This window comes from Acidovorax sp. AC410 (assembly GCF_979253235.1).
In genome coordinates, this window is sequence record NZ_CEEDCG010000001.1 from 1163594 (window position 1) to 1179824 (window position 16231).

Below are 16231 nucleotides of genomic sequence, written 5' to 3' on the forward strand. Positions count from 1 at the left end.
TGCGCAGACTGTGGCTGATGGCCATGGCCGTCGCCCTGGTGTGCGCCGCCTGGCCGGCCCATGCGCTGCGCATCAAGGAAATCGCGGCGGTGCAGGGCGTGCGCACCAACCAGTTGACCGGCTATGGCCTGGTCGTGGGCCTGGACGGCACGGGTGACCAGACCACCCAGATGCCCTACACCACGCAGGCCATGTCCAACTACCTGCAGCAGATGGGCATCAGCCTGCCGCCCGGCACGGCCTCGCAGCTGCAGCTCAAGAACGTGGCCGCCGTGATCGTCACGGCCCAACTGCCCGCCTTCGCCCAGCCCGGCCAGCAGATCGACGTCAACGTCTCCTCCATGGGCAACTCCAAGTCGCTCAAGGGCGGCCTCCTCATGGTCACTCCGCTGCGCGGTGCCGACGGTGAAATCTACGCCCTGGCCCAGGGCAACCTGGTGGTGGGCGGCGCCGGCGCGTCGTCCGGCGGCAGCAAGGTGCAGATCAACCACCTGGCCGCCGGACGCATCCCCCTGGGCGCCCAGGTCGAGCGCTCCGTTCCCACGCCCCTCAACGACGGCGACACCATCAGCCTGGGCCTCAATGCCTCGGACTTCCAGACCGCCCGCCGCGTGGCCCAGGTCATCAACAGCCGGCTGGGCAATGGCCTGGCCACGGCGCTCGATGGCCGCACCGTGCAGGTGCGCGCCCCCAGCGACCCCGGCGCCCGCGTGGGCTTCATTGCCGACCTCGAGGAGCTGCCGCTGGAAATGGCCGCCCCTGCCGCCAAGGTGGTGATCAATGCGCGCACCGGCTCCATCGTGCTCAACCAGGCCGTGACGCTGGGGCCCTGCGCCATCGCGCATGGCAACCTGTCCATCACCATCAGTTCGCGCCCCGTCATCAGCCAGCCCAACCCGCTGTCGCAGGGCCAGACCGTGGTCGCGCAGCAAAGCGACATCAAGATCAACCAGGAGCCCGGCAACATCATCCAGATGCCGCCCTCCCCCCAACTGGCCGACGTGGTGCGCGCGCTCAACTCCCTGGGCGCCACGCCGGGTGACCTGCTGGCCATCCTGCAGGCCATCAAGGCGGCCGGCGCCCTGAACGCCGAGCTTGAAGTGATCTGACCATGGCCCTCACGCTGCCTTCGTCGTCCGCCACCACCAGCACGTCCAACGCGCTGGCGGCCGACGTTCGCTCGCTGAACGCGCTCAAGTACGAGGCCGGCAACAACAATCCCCAGGCCACGAAAGAGGCCGCCAAGCAGTTCGAATCGCTGTTCATGCGCGAGCTGATCAAGAGCATGCGCGAGGCCACCATGAAGTCGGGCCTCATGGACGGCGCCCAGGGCGACCTGGGCACCGACCTGCTGGACCAGCAGCTTTCGGTGCAGATGGCCGGCCAGTCGGGCGGCCTGTCCGAGGCCATCGCGCGCCAGCTCTCGCGCCAGATGGGCGGGCCGGATCCGTCCTTTTCCGTGCCCTCCACCATGAGCCTGTCGCAGATCCAGCGTCCGGCAGCCGCCAAGGTGAGCGCCACCCCCACCAGCACCGAAGCCGTGGGCCAGGCGCCCAAGGGCCGCGACGGCTTCGTGCAGCACCTGAGCGGCACGGCCGAGAAGGTGGCGCAGGAAAGCGGCATCCCCGCGAGCTTCATGCTCGGCCAGGCTGGCCATGAGACCGGCTGGGGCAAGAGCGAGATCAAGAACGCCGACGGCAGCAACTCCTTCAACCTGTTTGGCATCAAGGCCGGCAAGGGCTGGACCGGCAAGGTCGCCGAGATCACGACCACCGAATACATCAACGGCGCTCCGCGCAAGGTGGTGGCCAAGTTCCGGGCTTACGACTCGTACGAGGATTCGTTTCGCGACTACGCGCGCCTCATCAAGGAAAGCCCGCGCTACGAAAAGGCGGAGTCCGTGGCCCAGTCCGGCTCCGCCATGGCCTATGCCTCCGCATTGCAGAAGGCGGGCTATGCCACCGACCCCGAGTACGCCAGGAAGCTCAGCGGCGCCATCAACAGCGTGCAGCGTGCGCAGCAGCAGCGTGCGCAGGCTTGAGAACACGAGGTAAGCCATGAGTCTTCTCAACGTCGGCGCCCGCGCCCTGCTCGCCAACCAGGTGGCCCTGCAGACCGCCGGCAACAACATCGCCAACGTCAACACGCCGGGCTATTCGCGCCAGACCGTGGTGCTGCAGACCGTGCAGGGCCAGTTCACGGGTGGCGGCTACATCGGCCAGGGTGTGGACGTGCAGACCATCCTGCGCAACCAGAGCGAGCTGCTCACGCGCCAGTCGGCCACGGCAGGCTCCGTGCAGGCCGGCGACATCGTGCGCGCCGAGCGCCTGCGCCAGCTGCAGGACGTGTTCAGCGGCGGCGCCACGGGCCTGGGCGCCGCCATCAACGACATGATGAACGCCTTCTCGGACGTGGTGAGTGCGCCCACCGACATCACGGCCCGCACGCTGGCGCTCACGCGCATGGACGAAACGGCATCGCGCATGCGCTCTGCGGCCGAACGCGTCGACGAGATCGAGTACACGGTGAAGGAGCAGCTGCAAAGCAGCATCACCGCCATCAACAGCCTGGCGAGCCAGATCGCCGCCGTGAACGAGCAGATCGCGCGCGCCAAGGGCAATGGCCAGACCCCCAACGACCTGCTGGACAACCGCGACCAGTTGATCCGCGAAATGAACCAGTACGTGCAGACCACGCAGATCCCGGCGGACGATGGCACCATCGGCCTGTTCGTGGGGGGCAGCCAGCCCCTGGTGCTGGGCACCACGCCGTCGCAGGTGTCGGTGGACGACGCCACGCAGTTCCCCGGCAGCGGCCAGCTCAAGCTGTTCTTCAACCGCCCAGGCTCACCGGCCATCGAGGTGGACGAGAACACGCTGGGCGGCGGATCGGTCTCGGGGCTGCTGCGCTTCAACAACACCGACCTGTCGGAAAGCCGCAACCTGCTCGGGCGCATGGCCATGGCCATCGGCATGACCATGAACGAGCAGCACAAGCTCGGCCTCACGCTGGACGGCCAGGTGGGCAAGGACCTGTTCAGCATCCCCACCAGCATGCCGGGCCTGACCAACGGCGCCGGCGTGGGCACCGTGACCTTCAGCGACCCGACCAAGTTCGCGGCCTCCGACTACGAGATCCGCTTTACCACCGGCACGGCTGGCCAGGTGGTGCGCCTGTCCGACGGCAAGGCCACGCCCTTCACCGACGCGGCCAACCTGGCCACCCTGGACATCGACGGGCTGACCTTCAACCTCACGACGCCTGGCGTGCCGGGCGACCGCATGCTGTTCCAGCCGTTCAACACGGCAGGGGCCAACATCAATGCCCTGGTGTACTCGCCGCGCGACCTGGCCGCGGCCAACCCGATCAACGCGGCCATGGGCACCACCAACGGCGGCACGCTGCAATTGTCCGGACTCAAGGCCACCGACACCCTGGTGACCCCGCCCATCCCGGGCGGCGTGACGCTGACCTTCACGGCCGGACCGCCCACCACCTATGCGGTGACGGGATCGACCACGCCCCCATCGGGCACTGCGGGCCTGGCCTATACCTCCGGCTCCACGATCACCATCGATGGCTGGGAAATCAAGCTGCAGGGCTCGCCCAAGACCGGCGATACCGTGCGTGTCGGCAATGCACTGGACCCCCAGTACGGCGACACCTACACGCGCAATGCCGGCAATGCCACCGCGCTGATGAACCTGCGCGACGTGAAGATGTTCGACGAATCCACGCTCGCCGATGGTTATGCCGGCCTGATGGCCCAGGTGGGCACGCGCACGCAGAGCGCCACCTTTGCCGCAGAGCTGTCCACCACCATCGCCGGCAACCTCGAGCGCGACCGCACGGCGGTATCGGGCGTCAACCTTGATGAAGAAGCGGCCAAGCTGATCCAGTACCAGCAGGCCTACCAGGCATCCGCCAAAATGCTGCAGATTGCGCAAAGCGTCTTCGATACCCTGATGCAGGGCTTGGGGCGTTGATGCTTGAAAACAGGTCCAGGAGTTCGACATGAGCAACACCATCTACCGGCTTGGCACCGCCAACATGTACGACAACGCGCTGCGCAACCTGGGCGCGCGCCAGACCAACCTGTCCAACCTGCAGGAGAACCTGACCTCGGGCAAGCGCGTCGTGCGCGCCAGCGACGACCCGGTCTCGGCCGCGCAGGCCGAGCGGGCGCTGACCCGCCTGACCCGCATCCAGACCGAGCAGCGTGCCCTGGAAACCCAGCGCAATGCCATCGCCCAGGGCGAATCGGCCCTGGGCGACGCCATCGGGCTGGTGCAGAACGCCCGCGAGCTGATGGTCAATGCCGGCAGTGCGACCCTGACCAGCAACGACCGCGCCACCATCGCCAACCAGCTGCAAAGCCTGCGCGAGCAGCTGCAGGCCGTGGCCAACCGCAAGGACACCAACGGCATCCCCCTGCTCGGTGCGCTGGGCAGTGCATTGGCGCCCTTCCTGGGCCCGCAGTCCACCTCGCCGGACTACCTGTTCGACGGGCTGCCCGGCCAGTCGGGCAGCAGCGGGACGTCGATTCCCAACACCCTGGATGGCGAGTTCGCCTTCATGTTCCAGCCACAGCGCGACGGTGCCTACAACGTGAAGGTGAACCCGGCGATCGTCAACAACAACCAGCAACTGACGACCACGGGTGTCAAGCCCACGAACCTGGCCCTGGTGACAGGGGACAACTACTCGATCAGCTTCAGTGCCGTGGGGCCCGGCGCCACCATCGGCACCAGCACCGCCACCTACACCATCACCAATACCACCACCGGCGTGGTGTCTGCCCCCGTGGTGGTGCCCGACTACCCGACGGACAAGCCGGTGACCATCTCGGTGACTGGCGTTCCGGGGTTGGCCTTCGACATCACCGGCGCACCGGCGAACGGGGACGCCATCACCCTGCAGCCCACGGCCAGCGTGTTCAGCACCCTGGACAGCGCGATCCGCGACCTGCGCGGCGCCACCAACAGCAACGCGGCCACCCAGGCCGTGGGGCAGGCACTCACCAACGTGGACATCGGCCTGGAACGCATGAGCAACATGCGCAGCTACGCAGGCGAGTTGCTCAACCGCGCCGACCGCATCACGGGCGACCAGGAAAAGCGCTCGATCCAGCTGGAGGGCGACCGCTCGCGGGCCGAGGATCTGGATATGATCAAGGGCATTTCAGACTTCCAGAACCAGCAGGTGGGCTATGAGGCCGCACTCAAGTCCTATGCCCAGGTGCAGAAGCTGTCCCTGTTCAATTTCATCAGTTAAAAAGCGGGCCCGCCCTGAGCCGCACTCCCTGGCTGGGGATGGCCCCCAACGAGACAACGCCTGAGAGCCCATGGTCCAATCCGTCCTCGGCAGCCTGATCCTGGGGTACCGTCCCCTGTGGAACCGTGCCCGCAAACTCGCTGCCATCCAGCTCTACGTCCAGAACGAATCCCCCGCCGCCGTGGTCGATACCGGCCACCTGCTGCGCACGCTGCAGGAGCTGTGGTCCGCCAGCTCGCCACCGCTGCTGCTGTCGCCCCAGACCCACCAGGTGCTGGCCGACATGCTCGAACATGCCCCCCGGGGTGCGCCGTGGATCGAGGTGCGTGGCGACTGGCTGCAGGATTCGGGCATCTATGCCCTCGTGAAAGCCGCGCACCAGCGCGGCTTGAAGCTGGTCTGGCGCGGCGACATTGGCAAGCTGCCCGAACCTGCCGTGGCGCAGTGCTTTGACAACAGCCTGCTGAGCCTGACCCCGGCCGATGCGGTGGCAACCCTGCAGGCCAACCCGCGGCCCGGCAGCCCGGCGGCCCGCACGCCCCCCCGGGCCGTGAGCCCCATCCTGGCCGGCCAGATGTACGAGAACATCCCCAGCCGCGCCCTGATGGAGCACTGCCTGGACAAGCACAACGCCCTGGCCCTGGCCGGCTGGCCCACGGAAGACGTGCTCTACAGCGTGCGGCACACGCCGCAGCAACCCGCGCACGCCGTGATCGCCAAGCTGCAGAAGGCCATCGACGCGGAGCAGTCGCTGGAGACCTTCGAGGACATCATGGGTGAGGACCCGCTGCTGGCCTACCGCTTCATGGTCTACACCAACTCGGCGGCACTGGGCCTGCGCACCGGCATCGATTCGCTGCGCCGCGGGCTGGTGATGATGGGCTATGGATCCATCAAGCGCTGGCTGTCCGACCAGTTGCCCCATGCCAGCACCGACCCCAACATGCAGCCCGTGCGCGAGTCGATGGTGCTGCGCGCCAAGCTCATGACGCAGCTGCTCAACGCCGGGGTGGAGAACGACCTGCGCCGCGAGATCTACCTGTGCGGGCTGCTGTCGCAGATCGACGATCTGCTGCAGGAACCCCTGGGCACCATCCTGCACCGCATCCCGCTGTCCGAGCGCATCTACGATGCCACCGTGCTGCGCACCGGCCCCTACGCCGCCAGCCTGCAGATGGCCTGCGCGCTGGAGACCGGTGACGCGAGCGCCATCCGCCACCTGTGCGAGACGCAGGAGATGGACCTCGAAGAGGTCAACCGCGGCCTGCTGCGCGTGCTCTCCGACATCGAAGTACAGCGCTGACCGAACTTCGCCACAGCGGCGGCTACAGCAGCGGCGAGAACAGGCGCGCCATGGCATCGCCCAGGCGCGGCACGAAGGCCTGGCGGCGTCGTGCGTTCACGGCGCTGGAGCTCCGCAGGTCGGCCTCGAACTGCCTTGCCAGCGGCAGGGCCAGCGCCGGCCCGTAGACCACGGCGCAGACCTCGAAATTGAGCCGGAAGCTGCGGTTGTCGAAGTTGGCCGTGCCGATGAAGGCGCAGTTGTCGTCCACCAGCATGGTCTTGGAGTGCAGCATGCCGGCCGTGTACTCCCAGACCTTGACGCCGGCGGCGATCAGTTCATCGAAGTAGGAGCGCGCCGCCGCACTCACCACCAAGGAATCGCTGCGGCGGGGTACCAGCAGGCGTACATCCACCCCGCGCAGCGCCGCGCTGGTCAGCGCCATGAGCGCCGGCTCACCGGGCACGAAGTACGGCGTGGTGAGCCAGACCCGGTCCACCGCCATGTGGATGGCGGCCACGTACATGCGGTGGATGGCCTCGTTGGCATTGTCCGGGCCCGAGGCCAGAATCTGCACCGGATGGTCGCCCGGCTCGGTAGCGGGCAGCAGGTGCCGGCTCTCGCGTGCCACGGCCCCGGGGCCCTCGCCCGTGGTGTACACCCAATCCTCCATGAAGGTCATCTGCAGCAGGCGCACGGCCCCGCCCTCGATGCGCAGATGCACATCATGGTAGGCATCGCGCCGCGCGCGCTGGTCTTCCTCGTCGGTGATGTTGATGCCGCCAGTGAACCCCACGACGCCGTCGCAGACCACGATCTTGCGGTGGGTGCGGAAGTTGATCACCGGCCGCACGCGCCGGCCGATGCGCGAGGCATGGAAGAACGCCACCTGCACGCCCGCGTCGATCAGCGGTGCCAGGAAACGCCGGCCCAGCCGCTTGGAGCCCAGCGCATCGACCAGCAGCCGCACGATCACGCCCTGGCGCGCCCTCTCTGCCAGCAGGTCGCGCAGGGCCGTACCGATGCCATCGGGCTCGAAGATGTAGTACTCCAGGTGTACATGGTGGCGCGCCGCACGGATGGCGTCGAAGATCGCACCGAAGGTTTCGGCACCATCGACCAGCAGATCCACCCGGGTGGCCGTGGAGACGCGCAGCTCGCAGCTGGCCTCGCCCAGCAGCACCAGCTGCCGCAGCGCCTCGGGGGCGGCAGCGGCGGTATTGCGCAGGCTGGCGAAATCGGCGTGGGCATACAGCGCCGACTGGCTGCGCATGCGCTTGATGCGCTGCTTGCGCAACCGCTGCGGGCCGAAGAAGTAATAGACCACATAGCCCACAAAGGGCAGCAGCGCCATCGACAGGATCCAGCTCAGGGTGGAGACCGGCGCGCGCTTTTGCAGAATGATCCAGACCGCCAGCACCGCGATGTACAGGCTCCAGGTGACGGAGATGGCGGTCAGCAAGCCCTCGTGCCCGCCGGGAAAGAACTGCACCATGGACTGCAGGCCATCGGTCATTGCGGCCCAGCGTCCTTGTGCTTGCATGGTTCCCTTGCAATCAGATCAAAAAGCCATTGTAGGGAGCCGGGATGACGGCGCCCGCACGGTCAGCGACTTTGCTGGACGATGCGCTCGAAGGTGCGCCAGAACGTGGCGTCCTGCGTGGTCGCAAAGTTGATGCGCATGAGGGTGCTGGGTTTGCGCTCGGCATGGAACAGGGCGCCCGGGGCCAGCAGATAGCCTTCGTCGAGCATGCGCTGCGACAGCGCATCGGTGTCCACCCCCGTGTCCACCCAGCCGAACAGGCCCACCGGGTCGGCCGCGAAGGTGCAGCCCGCACTCAGCGCCAGCTTGACGCTGCGCGCCCGCGCAGCATCAAGCCGCGTGCGGATGCGCTCGGCATGCCGGCGCAACTGGCCCTGCTCGATGCACAGGGCCAATGCCTTTTCGAGCAACGCGGGCGTGGTCAGCGTGGCCAGCAGCTTGGTATCGAGCAATTGCTCCACCAGCGCCGGCGGCGCGGCCAGGAAGCCGATGCGCCAGTTGGGCGCGAGGATCTTGGCAAAGCCGCTCACGTAGATGGTGCGCTGCAGGCCGTCGAGTGCCGTCAGCCGCGTGGCATGCTCGGGCGCGATGTGGCTGTAGGTGTCGTCCTCGACGATGTGGAAATTGTGCTGGTTGGCCAACTGCAGGATGCGGTGTGCGCTGCCCGGCGACAGGCAGTAGCCGGTGGGGTTGTGGAACACGCTCACGCTCACGTAGAGCTTGGGCTTGTGTACCTCGCAGTAGCGCGCCATGACCTCCAGGTCGGGCCCGTCAGCGCGGCGCGGCACCGGCAGGATGTGCATGCCCAGGGCCGCCAGGCGCGCGAATTCCACGGCCCAGCCGGGCTCCTCCACCATCACCGGGTCGCCCGGGCGCAGCAGGGTGCGGCTCACGATGTCGAGCGCATGCGTGGCGCCCACGGTGGTGATGATGTTCTCGGGCGCGGTGTGTACGCTCAGCTGGGCCAGCTTCTTGACCAGCAGGCGGCGCAGCCCGCTGTCGCCCAGCGGCTCGCCGTACTGCAGCGAGTATTCCTGCAGCGCCCGGGTGCTGGTGACCTTGCGCACAGCCGCCGGCATGAAGGTCGATTCGAGCCACTGCGGCGGCAGCACGCCCATGCCGGGCTGGGGCTTGTCGCTGATCTTGTGGAACATGCCGCGGATCAGCGCCGTGGCGTTCACCGGCGGCGAGCCGCGCCCGGCGCCGCGCGCCGCGAACCAGTGGGCCGTGGTCCAGTTGCCGCCCGCTGCCTCCATGGCGATCGCATCCACGGCAACCGGCGCATCGCCGCCCACGGGGGCCACCTCGCGCACGAAGAAGCCGCGGTTCTTGCGCGCCTCGACCAGGCCTTGCGCCAGCAACTGGTCGTAGGCCGCCACCACGGTCGACGGGCTCACGCTGTGCTGCAACGCGCACTGGCGCACCGAGGGAAGGCGCGCACCCGGCGCCAGCAGCCGGTTGCGGATGCGCTCGCCAAAGCGCGCCGAAAGCTGCTCGGTCAGCGACTGGGTGGTGGTCTTCATCAGCATGCGGGAATCCTCACGAGGCCTGTGTACTGCCATGACAACCAATACAGATCGCGAACTGCGCTGCCGTACTGTACTGGTTGTGTATTGGTACGGAAGATTACAGTGAAGCCCAGACGCTGACAAGCCCACGATTCCAACAACCGCCCCATGACCGCCGCCGAACTCACTGCCCTGCTGGTCTTCTGCACCGCGATGAGCTTTTCGCCGGGGCCTAACACCACGCTGTCCACCGCGCTGGCGGCCAACCTGGGGCTGCGCCGGGCGCTCCACTTCTGCCTGGCTGTGCCCACCGGCTGGACGCTGCTGATGCTGGTGAGCGGCCTGGGCCTCGGCGCCCTGATCACCGGCGTGCCGGCCCTGCGCATGGCCGTGACCTTGCTCGGTGTGGCCTACATGCTCTGGCTGGCCTGGAAGCTCAGCCGCGCCGGCCAGATGACCCAGGTGGACAGCACCCGCCTGTCCGTCACCTTCTGGCAGGGCGTGGGCCTGCAGTTCGTGAACATCAAGGCCTGGATGCTGGCGCTCACGCTCAGCGCGGGCTGGGTGGTCAACGCCGCAGGCCAGCCGTCCAGCAATCCGGGCGAACGCCTGGCCATCATTTGCGGGGTGATGATGGTGTTCGCCTTCACGAGCAATTTCGTCTATGCCCTCGTCGGCTCGCTGCTGCGCCAGTGGTTGGCGCAGGGGACCCGCCTGCTCTGGTTCAACCGCGCGCTGGCCCTCGTGCTGGTGGTGACGGCCGCCTGGATGGTGACGCTATGACCATGAACCACGCTCAGGAACGCGAAGCCCTGGTCTGGGGCATGGTGGGCGTCACCCTGTTCGCCGCCACGCTGCCGATGACGCGCCTGGCCGTCGGGCCGGTCGATGCACCGCAGCTGTCGCCCTGGTTCGTTACCTTCGGCCGCGCGGCCGTGGCCGGGCTGCTGTCGCTGGCCTACCTGGGCTGGCAGCACGCCCAGGGGCGCCTGCGGGTTCCGGTGCGATCGCAGTGGCCCGTGCTGGGCGTCACGGCCTTCGGTGTCATCGTCGGTTTTCCGCTGTTCCTCGCGCTGGCGCTGCGGCATGTGCCCAGCACGCACGGGGCCGTGGTCACCGCGCTGCTGCCGCTGTCCACGGCCGTGCTCGGCGCCCTGTGGTACCGGCAGCGCCCGTCGGCAGGCTTCTGGGCCTGCGCCGTGCTGGGCAGTGGCCTGGTGCTGGCCTTCATGGCCTGGCGCGCCGGCGGCTTCTACCTGGGCGCAGCCAACATCTACCTGATCATCGCCATGACCACCGGCGCCCTGGGCTACATCGGTGGCGCGCGGTTGACCCCCAGTCTGGGCGCCGAGCAGGTGATCTGCTGGGTGCTGGCCTGCGCCCTGCCGCTGACCTTGCCCGTGACCTGGTGGTTCGCACCCGCCGTGCCATCGACCATGGGCACCATGAGCTGGGTCGGGTTTGCCTATGTGGCCCTGTTCTCGATGTGGATCGGCTTTTTCGCCTGGTACCGCGCGCTGGCGCTGGGTGCCGTGCGGGTCAGCCAGATCCAGCTGATCCAGCCGTTTCTGAGCCTGCTGTTCGCGGTGCCGCTGCTGGGCGAGCACCTGGACCTCACCACGGTCGGGTTTGCCCTGGCCGTGATCGCCACGGTGTTCCTGGGCAAGCGCATGCCCGTGCACCAGGCCGCCCCGCACGCACCTGCAACACCCCCAGGCCCGCTCGCGCCCGTGAAGGATTGAAGCCCATGAAAATGAACGACATCCCCTTCGCCGCCACCGACTGGAGCCAGGTCGAGCGCGTCGAAAAGAGCGCCCAGGCCGGCCAGGCCTTCTGGCAGACGCTGCAGTATGGTGAGTTGCGCGTGCGCAAGGTGGAGTACACCCCCGGCTACGTGTCGGACCACTGGTGCAGCAAGGGCCATGTGCTGCTGTGCCTGGCGGGCGAGCTGCACACGGAGCTGCAGGACGGCCGCCGCTTCACCCTTGCTCCTGGGATGAGCTACCAGGTGGCGGACAATGCAGAACCGCACCGATCCACCGCCCCCTTGGGCGCCACGCTGTTCATCGTGGACTGAAGGCACCAGGACGCTGTGAAATACCCTTTTTTCTGATGACTTTGCAACAGGTTCTTAGGACCACCGCAGGAGACCGAGAGTGAAACTGAACGACCTTCCCCACACCAGCCCCTGGACCCTGGCGCGCCGTGCCGAGCGCATGAATCCCTCGGTCATCCGCGAAATTCTCAAGGTCACCGAAAAGCCCGGCATCATCAGCCTGGCCGGCGGCCTGCCCTCGCCCAAGACCTTCCCGGTCGAAGCCTTCGCGGCCGCCTCAGCCGCCGTGCTGGCCAACGACGGCCCTTCGGCACTGCAGTACGCGTCGAGCGAGGGCTTTGCCCCCCTGCGCGAAGCCATCGCCGCCTTCCTGCCCTGGGATGTGGACCCGGAGCAGGTGCTGATCACCACCGGCTCGCAGCAGGGGCTGGACCTGATCGCCAAGGTGCTGATCGACACCGACAGCCGCGTGCTGGTGGAAACGCCGACCTACCTGGGTGCCATCCAGGCCTTCACGCCCATGGAGCCCAAGGTGGTGGCGGTGGCCAGCGACGAGCAAGGTGTGCGCATCGATGACCTGGTGGCCAAGGTCGGCACAGGCGCGGACAAGGCACGCTTCCTGTACGTGCTGCCCAACTTCCAGAACCCCACGGGCCGCACCATGAGCGATGCGCGCCGCGCCGAGCTGGTGGCCAAGGCCGCCGAACTGAACCTGCCGCTGGTGGAGGACAACCCCTATGGCGACCTGTGGTTCGACGCCCCGCCACCCGCACCGCTGACCGCGCGCAACCCCGAGGGCTGCATCTACATGGGCTCGTTCTCCAAGGTGCTGGCCCCGGGCCTGCGCCTGGGTTACCTGGTGGCGCCCAAGGCCGTCTACCCCAAGCTGCTGCAGGCCAAGCAGGCAGCCGACCTGCACACCCCCGGCTACAACCAGCGCATGGTGGCCGAAGTGATGAAGGGCGGCTTCCTGGAGCGCCACGTGCCCACCATCCGCGCGCTCTACAAGCAGCAGCGCGACGCGATGCTGACCGCGCTGGACAAGGAGATGCAGGGCCTGTCCGTCGAGTGGAACAAGCCCGACGGCGGCATGTTCCTGTGGGTGCGCCTGCCCGAAGGCATGAGCGCCATCGAACTGCTGCCCAAGGCCGTGGAGCGCAACGTGGCCTTCGTGCCCGGCGCCGCCTTCTATGCCGACGATGCCGACCACCGCACGCTGCGCCTGTCGTTCGTGACGTCCACGGCCGAGCAGATCGCCACCGGCATCGCGGCGCTGGCAGCGGCCATCCGCGACCACCGGGCACCGGGCTGAGCCACATGCTGCGCCTGTGGGGACGGCTGTCGTCGATCAACGTGCGCAAGGTGGTCTGGGCCGCGCAGGAGCTCGGCATCAGCCTGCAGCGCACCGATGCCGGCGGGCAGTTCGGCATCGTGCGCGAAGCGCACTACCTGGGCCTCAATCCCAACGGCCTGGTGCCGCTGATCGAGGACGAGGACACGGGCGTGGTGCTGTGGGAGTCGAACCCCATCGTGCGCTACCTGTGCGCCCGGCATGCGCCGGGCGAGCTCTATCCGGAGGACATCGCTACGCGCTTTGCGGCCGAGCAGTGGATGGACTGGCAGCAGACCACGCTGAACCCGGCGGGGCGCGATGCCTTCATCCAGTGGATACGCACGCCGGCCGCGCAGCGCAATGACGCGCTGATCGCCGCGTCGATGGCGGCCACCGAACCGCTGCTGGACCTGCTGGACGCGCACCTGGCGCGCCAGCCCTTCATGGCAGGGGACCGCTTCACCATGGCCGACATTCCGGTCGGTTGCGAGATCCACCGCTGGTGGGGCCTGCCCCAGGAGCGTGCCGCACGGCCGCACCTGGACCGCTGGTACCAGGCGGTGAGCTCGCGCACGGGGGCGCGCGGCGTGCTCGACCAGGCGTTATCCTGACGGGACCATCCGCCCGCAAGACCGCACCATGCATCCACGCCCCTTCAAGCAGATCGACGTGTTCAGCGACCACCCCGGCGACGGCAATCCCGTGGCCGTGGTGCTGGAGGCCGAGGACCTGAGCGATGCGGACATGCGCCGCTTTGCCGCGTGGATGAACCTGTCGGAAACCACCTTCCTGCTGCCGCCCACCGAGGCCGGCCGCGCGCAGGGCGCCGACTACCGCCTGCGCATCTTCAGCCCGCAGGGCGAGCTGCCCTTTGCCGGCCACCCCACGCTGGGCACCTGCCATGCATGGCTGGAGGCCGGCAATCAACCGCACCAGGAAGGCCTGGTGGTGCAGGAATGCGCGCTGGGGCTGGTGCGCATCCGGCGCGAAGACCACACCCTGGCCTTTGCCGCGCCGCCGCTCAAGCGCAGCGCGCCCAGCCCGGCGCTGGTGCCGCTGATCGCCAGCGCCCTCGGGGTGCGCCCGGCGCAGATCCTGGGCACGCAGCTGCTCGACAACGGCCCGGTGTGGCTGGGCATGCTGCTCGACAGCGCCGACACCGTGCTCGGCCTGCAGCCCGACCACGCGCGCCTGATGGACCTGGGCCAGTCGGTGGGCGTGGTGCATGTGGGCCCGCATGCCAGCGACACCAGCCGTCCGGGTGTGGTGGTGCGCGCCTTTGCCGCCCCCATGGGCAACCGCGAAGATCCGGTCACCGGCAGCCTCAACGCCAGCCTGGCCGAATGGCTGATCGCCGAAGGCCTGGCACCGCACCACTACCAGGTGGCCCAGGGCGAATGCCTGGGCCGCGCAGGGCGCGTACACATCCGCCAGGACGATCACCAGGTGTGGGTGGGCGGGCGCTCCGTCACCTGCATCGAAGGCACGGTGCTGCTGTGAAACCACCCCGCATCCCCATCCACGCCAGCGGCTGAACCCCGCCCGGCGCGCCGCTTTGGCTCCCAGGGCCGCCCCCGGCGTGGCCGCTACGCCCACGTACATTCCATCCCATCCATTTACCTGACAGGCTCCCCATGAAACTGCGCCCCTTCCAGCAAGTCGACGTCTTCACCGCCACGGCCTATCGCGGCAACCCGCTGGCCGTGGTGCTCGACGGCGAAGGCATCACCACCGAGGCCATGCAGGAGTTCACGAACTGGACCAACCTGTCCGAAGCCACCTTTCTGCTGCCGCCCACGCCCGAGGGCCGGGCGGCGGGTGCCGACTACCGCGTGCGCATTTTCTGCCCCGGGCGTGAGCTGCCCTTTGCCGGCCACCCCACGCTGGGCAGCTGCCACGCCTGGCTGGGCGCGGGCGGCAAGCCGCAGACGCCGGGTCGCGTGGTGCAGGAATGCGGTGCCGGCCTGGTGCCGCTGCGCCAGGACGGCGCACGCCTGGCCTTTGCCGCCCCGCCCCGCCTGCAAAGCGGCCCGCTGGACGAAGCCGACGTGGCGCTGATCGCCCGCGGCCTGGGCGTGGAGCGCGCCGACATCCTGCACCACGCCTGGTGCGACAACGGCCCGAAGTGGCGTGGCGTGATGCTCCAATCGGCCGAGCAGGTGCTGGCCCTGCGGCCCGATGCCGCCATCCTGGCGGGCCTCGATATCGGCGTGGTGGGCCCGCGCGGCAAGGTCGGCGTGATCGGTGCCGACACCGCCCGCGAGGACATCGCCTTCGAGGTGCGCGCCTTTTTCCCGGGCAACAACGGCCTGGCCGAAGACCCGGTGACCGGCAGCCTGAACGCGGCGCTGGCGCAGTGGCTCATCGGCGCAGGCCTGGCCCCTGCGCACTATGTGGCCAGCCAGGGCACCGCCCTGGCGCGCGCAGGCCGCGTGCATGTGGACCAGGAAGGCAGCGACATCTGGATCGGCGGCCATTCGGTCACCTGCGTGCAGGGCGAGGTGCTGCTGTGACGGGCCAGGCCCTGGCCTGTGTCGACCACCTGGTGGTGCTGGCCCGCGACCTGGCCACGGGCGTGGAGTGGTGCGAGCGCACGCTGGGCGTCACACCCGCGGCGGGCGGCGAGCACCCGCTGATGGGCACGCACAACCGCTTGCTCAATGTCTCCAGCCCCGCGCACCCGCGCGCCTACCTGGAGGTGATCGCCATCAACCCGCAGGGCAGCAAGTCCATCCCCGACAACGACCGGCGCTGGTTCGACATGGACGACGTCGCCCTGCGGCAGCAGGTCGCCGAGCACGGCCCGCAGCTCATCCACTGGGTGGCCTCGGTGCCCGACGTGATGGCCAGCCTGGCTGTACTGGCCGCCCTGGGCGTGGACCGGGGCCGCGCCATCTCCGCCAGCCGCCCCACGCCACAGGGCTTGCTGCAGTGGCAGATCAGCGTGCGGCCGGACGGTCAGCGCCTGTGGGACGGCTGCCTGCCCACGCTGATCGAATGGGGCGCCGTGCACCCCTGCGATCACCTGCCGGCCAGCGGCGTACAGCTGCAATCCCTGCAGCTGCAGCACCCCGACGCGCGCGCCCTGCGCAGCGCCTGCGACGCCGCTGGCCTGGGCGCCGTGGTCACCCCCACCGAGGGCCCTGCCCCGCAACTGCACGCGCTGCTGCGCACCCCGCGCGGCACGCTGGCTTTGCAATCCCGTCCACCCTCTTCCATGGCCCCAACGGAGTAA

15 protein-coding genes are annotated in these 16231 nt (G+C 68.5%); 13 read left to right on the top strand and 2 right to left on the bottom strand.

All coding sequences use genetic code 11. From position 1 onward, the window contains the following. Positions 1 to 17 precede the first annotated feature (17 nt). The 5 genes from AC0IZS_RS05355 to AC0IZS_RS05375 all read left to right on the top strand — a co-directional run bounded on the left by AC0IZS_RS05355 (position 18) and on the right by AC0IZS_RS05375 (position 6577). Positions 18 to 1109, top strand: a complete 1092-nt coding sequence (locus AC0IZS_RS05355) for a flagellar basal body P-ring protein FlgI (protein WP_471639466.1) — start codon at positions 18 to 20, stop codon at positions 1107 to 1109. Positions 1110 to 1111: 2 nt separating this feature from the next. Then, on the top strand, positions 1112 to 2041 hold the full coding sequence (gene flgJ, locus AC0IZS_RS05360) for a flagellar assembly peptidoglycan hydrolase FlgJ (protein ID WP_471634689.1): 930 nt from the start codon (positions 1112 to 1114) through the stop codon (positions 2039 to 2041). A gap of 16 nt (positions 2042 to 2057) precedes the next feature. Continuing rightward, positions 2058 to 3986, top strand: coding sequence for a flagellar hook-associated protein FlgK (gene flgK / locus AC0IZS_RS05365; RefSeq protein ID WP_471634690.1), 1929 nt, complete (start codon positions 2058 to 2060; stop codon positions 3984 to 3986). A gap of 28 nt (positions 3987 to 4014) precedes the next feature. Further along, positions 4015 to 5274: a flagellar hook-associated protein FlgL gene (flgL, locus tag AC0IZS_RS05370; protein WP_471634691.1), complete on the top strand. Its 1260-nt coding sequence runs from the start codon at positions 4015 to 4017 to the stop codon at positions 5272 to 5274. Positions 5275 to 5344: 70 nt separating this feature from the next. Then, positions 5345 to 6577 carry an HDOD domain-containing protein gene (locus AC0IZS_RS05375; protein WP_471634692.1) on the top strand — a complete coding sequence of 411 codons (1233 nt, stop codon included), beginning with the start codon at positions 5345 to 5347 and terminating at the stop codon, positions 6575 to 6577. A 22-nt stretch (positions 6578 to 6599) separates the two neighbouring features. Here AC0IZS_RS05375 and cls read toward each other — a convergent pair whose 3' ends face one another. After that, positions 6600 to 8051 (bottom strand): cardiolipin synthase, encoded by a 1452-nt coding sequence (cls, locus tag AC0IZS_RS05380; RefSeq protein WP_471639467.1) that lies wholly within the window; start codon positions 8049 to 8051, stop codon positions 6600 to 6602. Positions 8052 to 8161: 110 nt separating this feature from the next. Then, the gene (locus AC0IZS_RS05385) at positions 8162 to 9628 is read right to left on the bottom strand and encodes an aminotransferase-like domain-containing protein (RefSeq protein WP_471634693.1); all 1467 of its coding nucleotides are present in this window, start codon (positions 9626 to 9628) and stop codon (positions 8162 to 8164) included. Positions 9629 to 9775: 147 nt separating this feature from the next. Between AC0IZS_RS05385 and AC0IZS_RS05390 the strand changes: the two genes are divergently transcribed. From AC0IZS_RS05390 to AC0IZS_RS05425, 8 genes are all read left to right on the top strand, one after another. After that, positions 9776 to 10390, top strand: a complete 615-nt coding sequence (locus AC0IZS_RS05390) for a LysE family translocator (RefSeq protein ID WP_471634694.1) — start codon at positions 9776 to 9778, stop codon at positions 10388 to 10390. Positions 10391 to 10392: 2 nt separating this feature from the next. Further along, positions 10393 to 11349 carry a DMT family transporter gene (locus AC0IZS_RS05395; protein WP_471639468.1) on the top strand — a complete coding sequence of 319 codons (957 nt, stop codon included), beginning with the start codon at positions 10393 to 10395 and terminating at the stop codon, positions 11347 to 11349. Between the two features lie 5 nt (positions 11350 to 11354). Next, complete coding sequence (locus AC0IZS_RS05400; protein WP_471634695.1) at positions 11355 to 11684, top strand: DHCW motif cupin fold protein; 330 nt, start codon at positions 11355 to 11357, stop codon at positions 11682 to 11684. Positions 11685 to 11763: 79 nt separating this feature from the next. Continuing rightward, a complete protein-coding gene (locus tag AC0IZS_RS05405; protein ID WP_471634696.1) occupies positions 11764 to 12975 on the top strand; it encodes an aminotransferase-like domain-containing protein in 1212 nt (403 codons plus the stop codon). A 5-nt stretch (positions 12976 to 12980) separates the two neighbouring features. After that, a complete protein-coding gene (locus tag AC0IZS_RS05410; protein WP_471634697.1) occupies positions 12981 to 13607 on the top strand; it encodes a glutathione S-transferase in 627 nt (208 codons plus the stop codon). A 28-nt stretch (positions 13608 to 13635) separates the two neighbouring features. After that, a complete protein-coding gene (locus tag AC0IZS_RS05415; RefSeq protein WP_471634698.1) occupies positions 13636 to 14496 on the top strand; it encodes a PhzF family phenazine biosynthesis protein in 861 nt (286 codons plus the stop codon). 134 nt (positions 14497 to 14630) lie between these two features. Continuing rightward, entirely contained in the window at positions 14631 to 15509 is an 879-nt protein-coding gene (locus AC0IZS_RS05420) for a PhzF family phenazine biosynthesis protein (protein ID WP_471634699.1), read from the top strand. After that, positions 15506 to 16231 (top strand): VOC family protein, encoded by a 726-nt coding sequence (locus AC0IZS_RS05425; protein ID WP_471634700.1) that lies wholly within the window; start codon positions 15506 to 15508, stop codon positions 16229 to 16231. The genes AC0IZS_RS05420 and AC0IZS_RS05425 overlap by 4 nt, the downstream gene beginning before the upstream one ends.

Excerpts from the sequence above, each read along its gene's own strand:
- AC0IZS_RS05355 (WP_471639466.1), top strand. The coding sequence starts at position 18 with ATGGCCATGGCCGTCGCCCTGGTGTGCGCCGCCTGGCCGGCCCATGCG.
- flgJ (WP_471634689.1), top strand. The coding sequence starts at position 1,112 with ATGGCCCTCACGCTGCCTTCGTCGTCCGCCACCACCAGCACGTCCAAC.
- flgK (WP_471634690.1), top strand. The coding sequence starts at position 2,058 with ATGAGTCTTCTCAACGTCGGCGCCCGCGCCCTGCTCGCCAACCAGGTG.
- flgL (WP_471634691.1), top strand. The coding sequence starts at position 4,015 with ATGAGCAACACCATCTACCGGCTTGGCACCGCCAACATGTACGACAAC.
- AC0IZS_RS05375 (WP_471634692.1), top strand. The coding sequence starts at position 5,345 with ATGGTCCAATCCGTCCTCGGCAGCCTGATCCTGGGGTACCGTCCCCTG.
- cls (WP_471639467.1), bottom strand. The coding sequence starts at position 8,051 with ATGGTGCAGTTCTTTCCCGGCGGGCACGAGGGCTTGCTGACCGCCATC.
- AC0IZS_RS05385 (WP_471634693.1), bottom strand. The coding sequence starts at position 9,628 with ATGCTGATGAAGACCACCACCCAGTCGCTGACCGAGCAGCTTTCGGCG.
- AC0IZS_RS05390 (WP_471634694.1), top strand. The coding sequence starts at position 9,776 with ATGACCGCCGCCGAACTCACTGCCCTGCTGGTCTTCTGCACCGCGATG.
- AC0IZS_RS05395 (WP_471639468.1), top strand. The coding sequence starts at position 10,393 with ATGAACCACGCTCAGGAACGCGAAGCCCTGGTCTGGGGCATGGTGGGC.
- AC0IZS_RS05400 (WP_471634695.1), top strand. The coding sequence starts at position 11,355 with ATGAAAATGAACGACATCCCCTTCGCCGCCACCGACTGGAGCCAGGTC.
- AC0IZS_RS05410 (WP_471634697.1), top strand. The coding sequence starts at position 12,981 with ATGCTGCGCCTGTGGGGACGGCTGTCGTCGATCAACGTGCGCAAGGTG.
- AC0IZS_RS05415 (WP_471634698.1), top strand. The coding sequence starts at position 13,636 with ATGCATCCACGCCCCTTCAAGCAGATCGACGTGTTCAGCGACCACCCC.
- AC0IZS_RS05420 (WP_471634699.1), top strand. The coding sequence starts at position 14,631 with ATGAAACTGCGCCCCTTCCAGCAAGTCGACGTCTTCACCGCCACGGCC.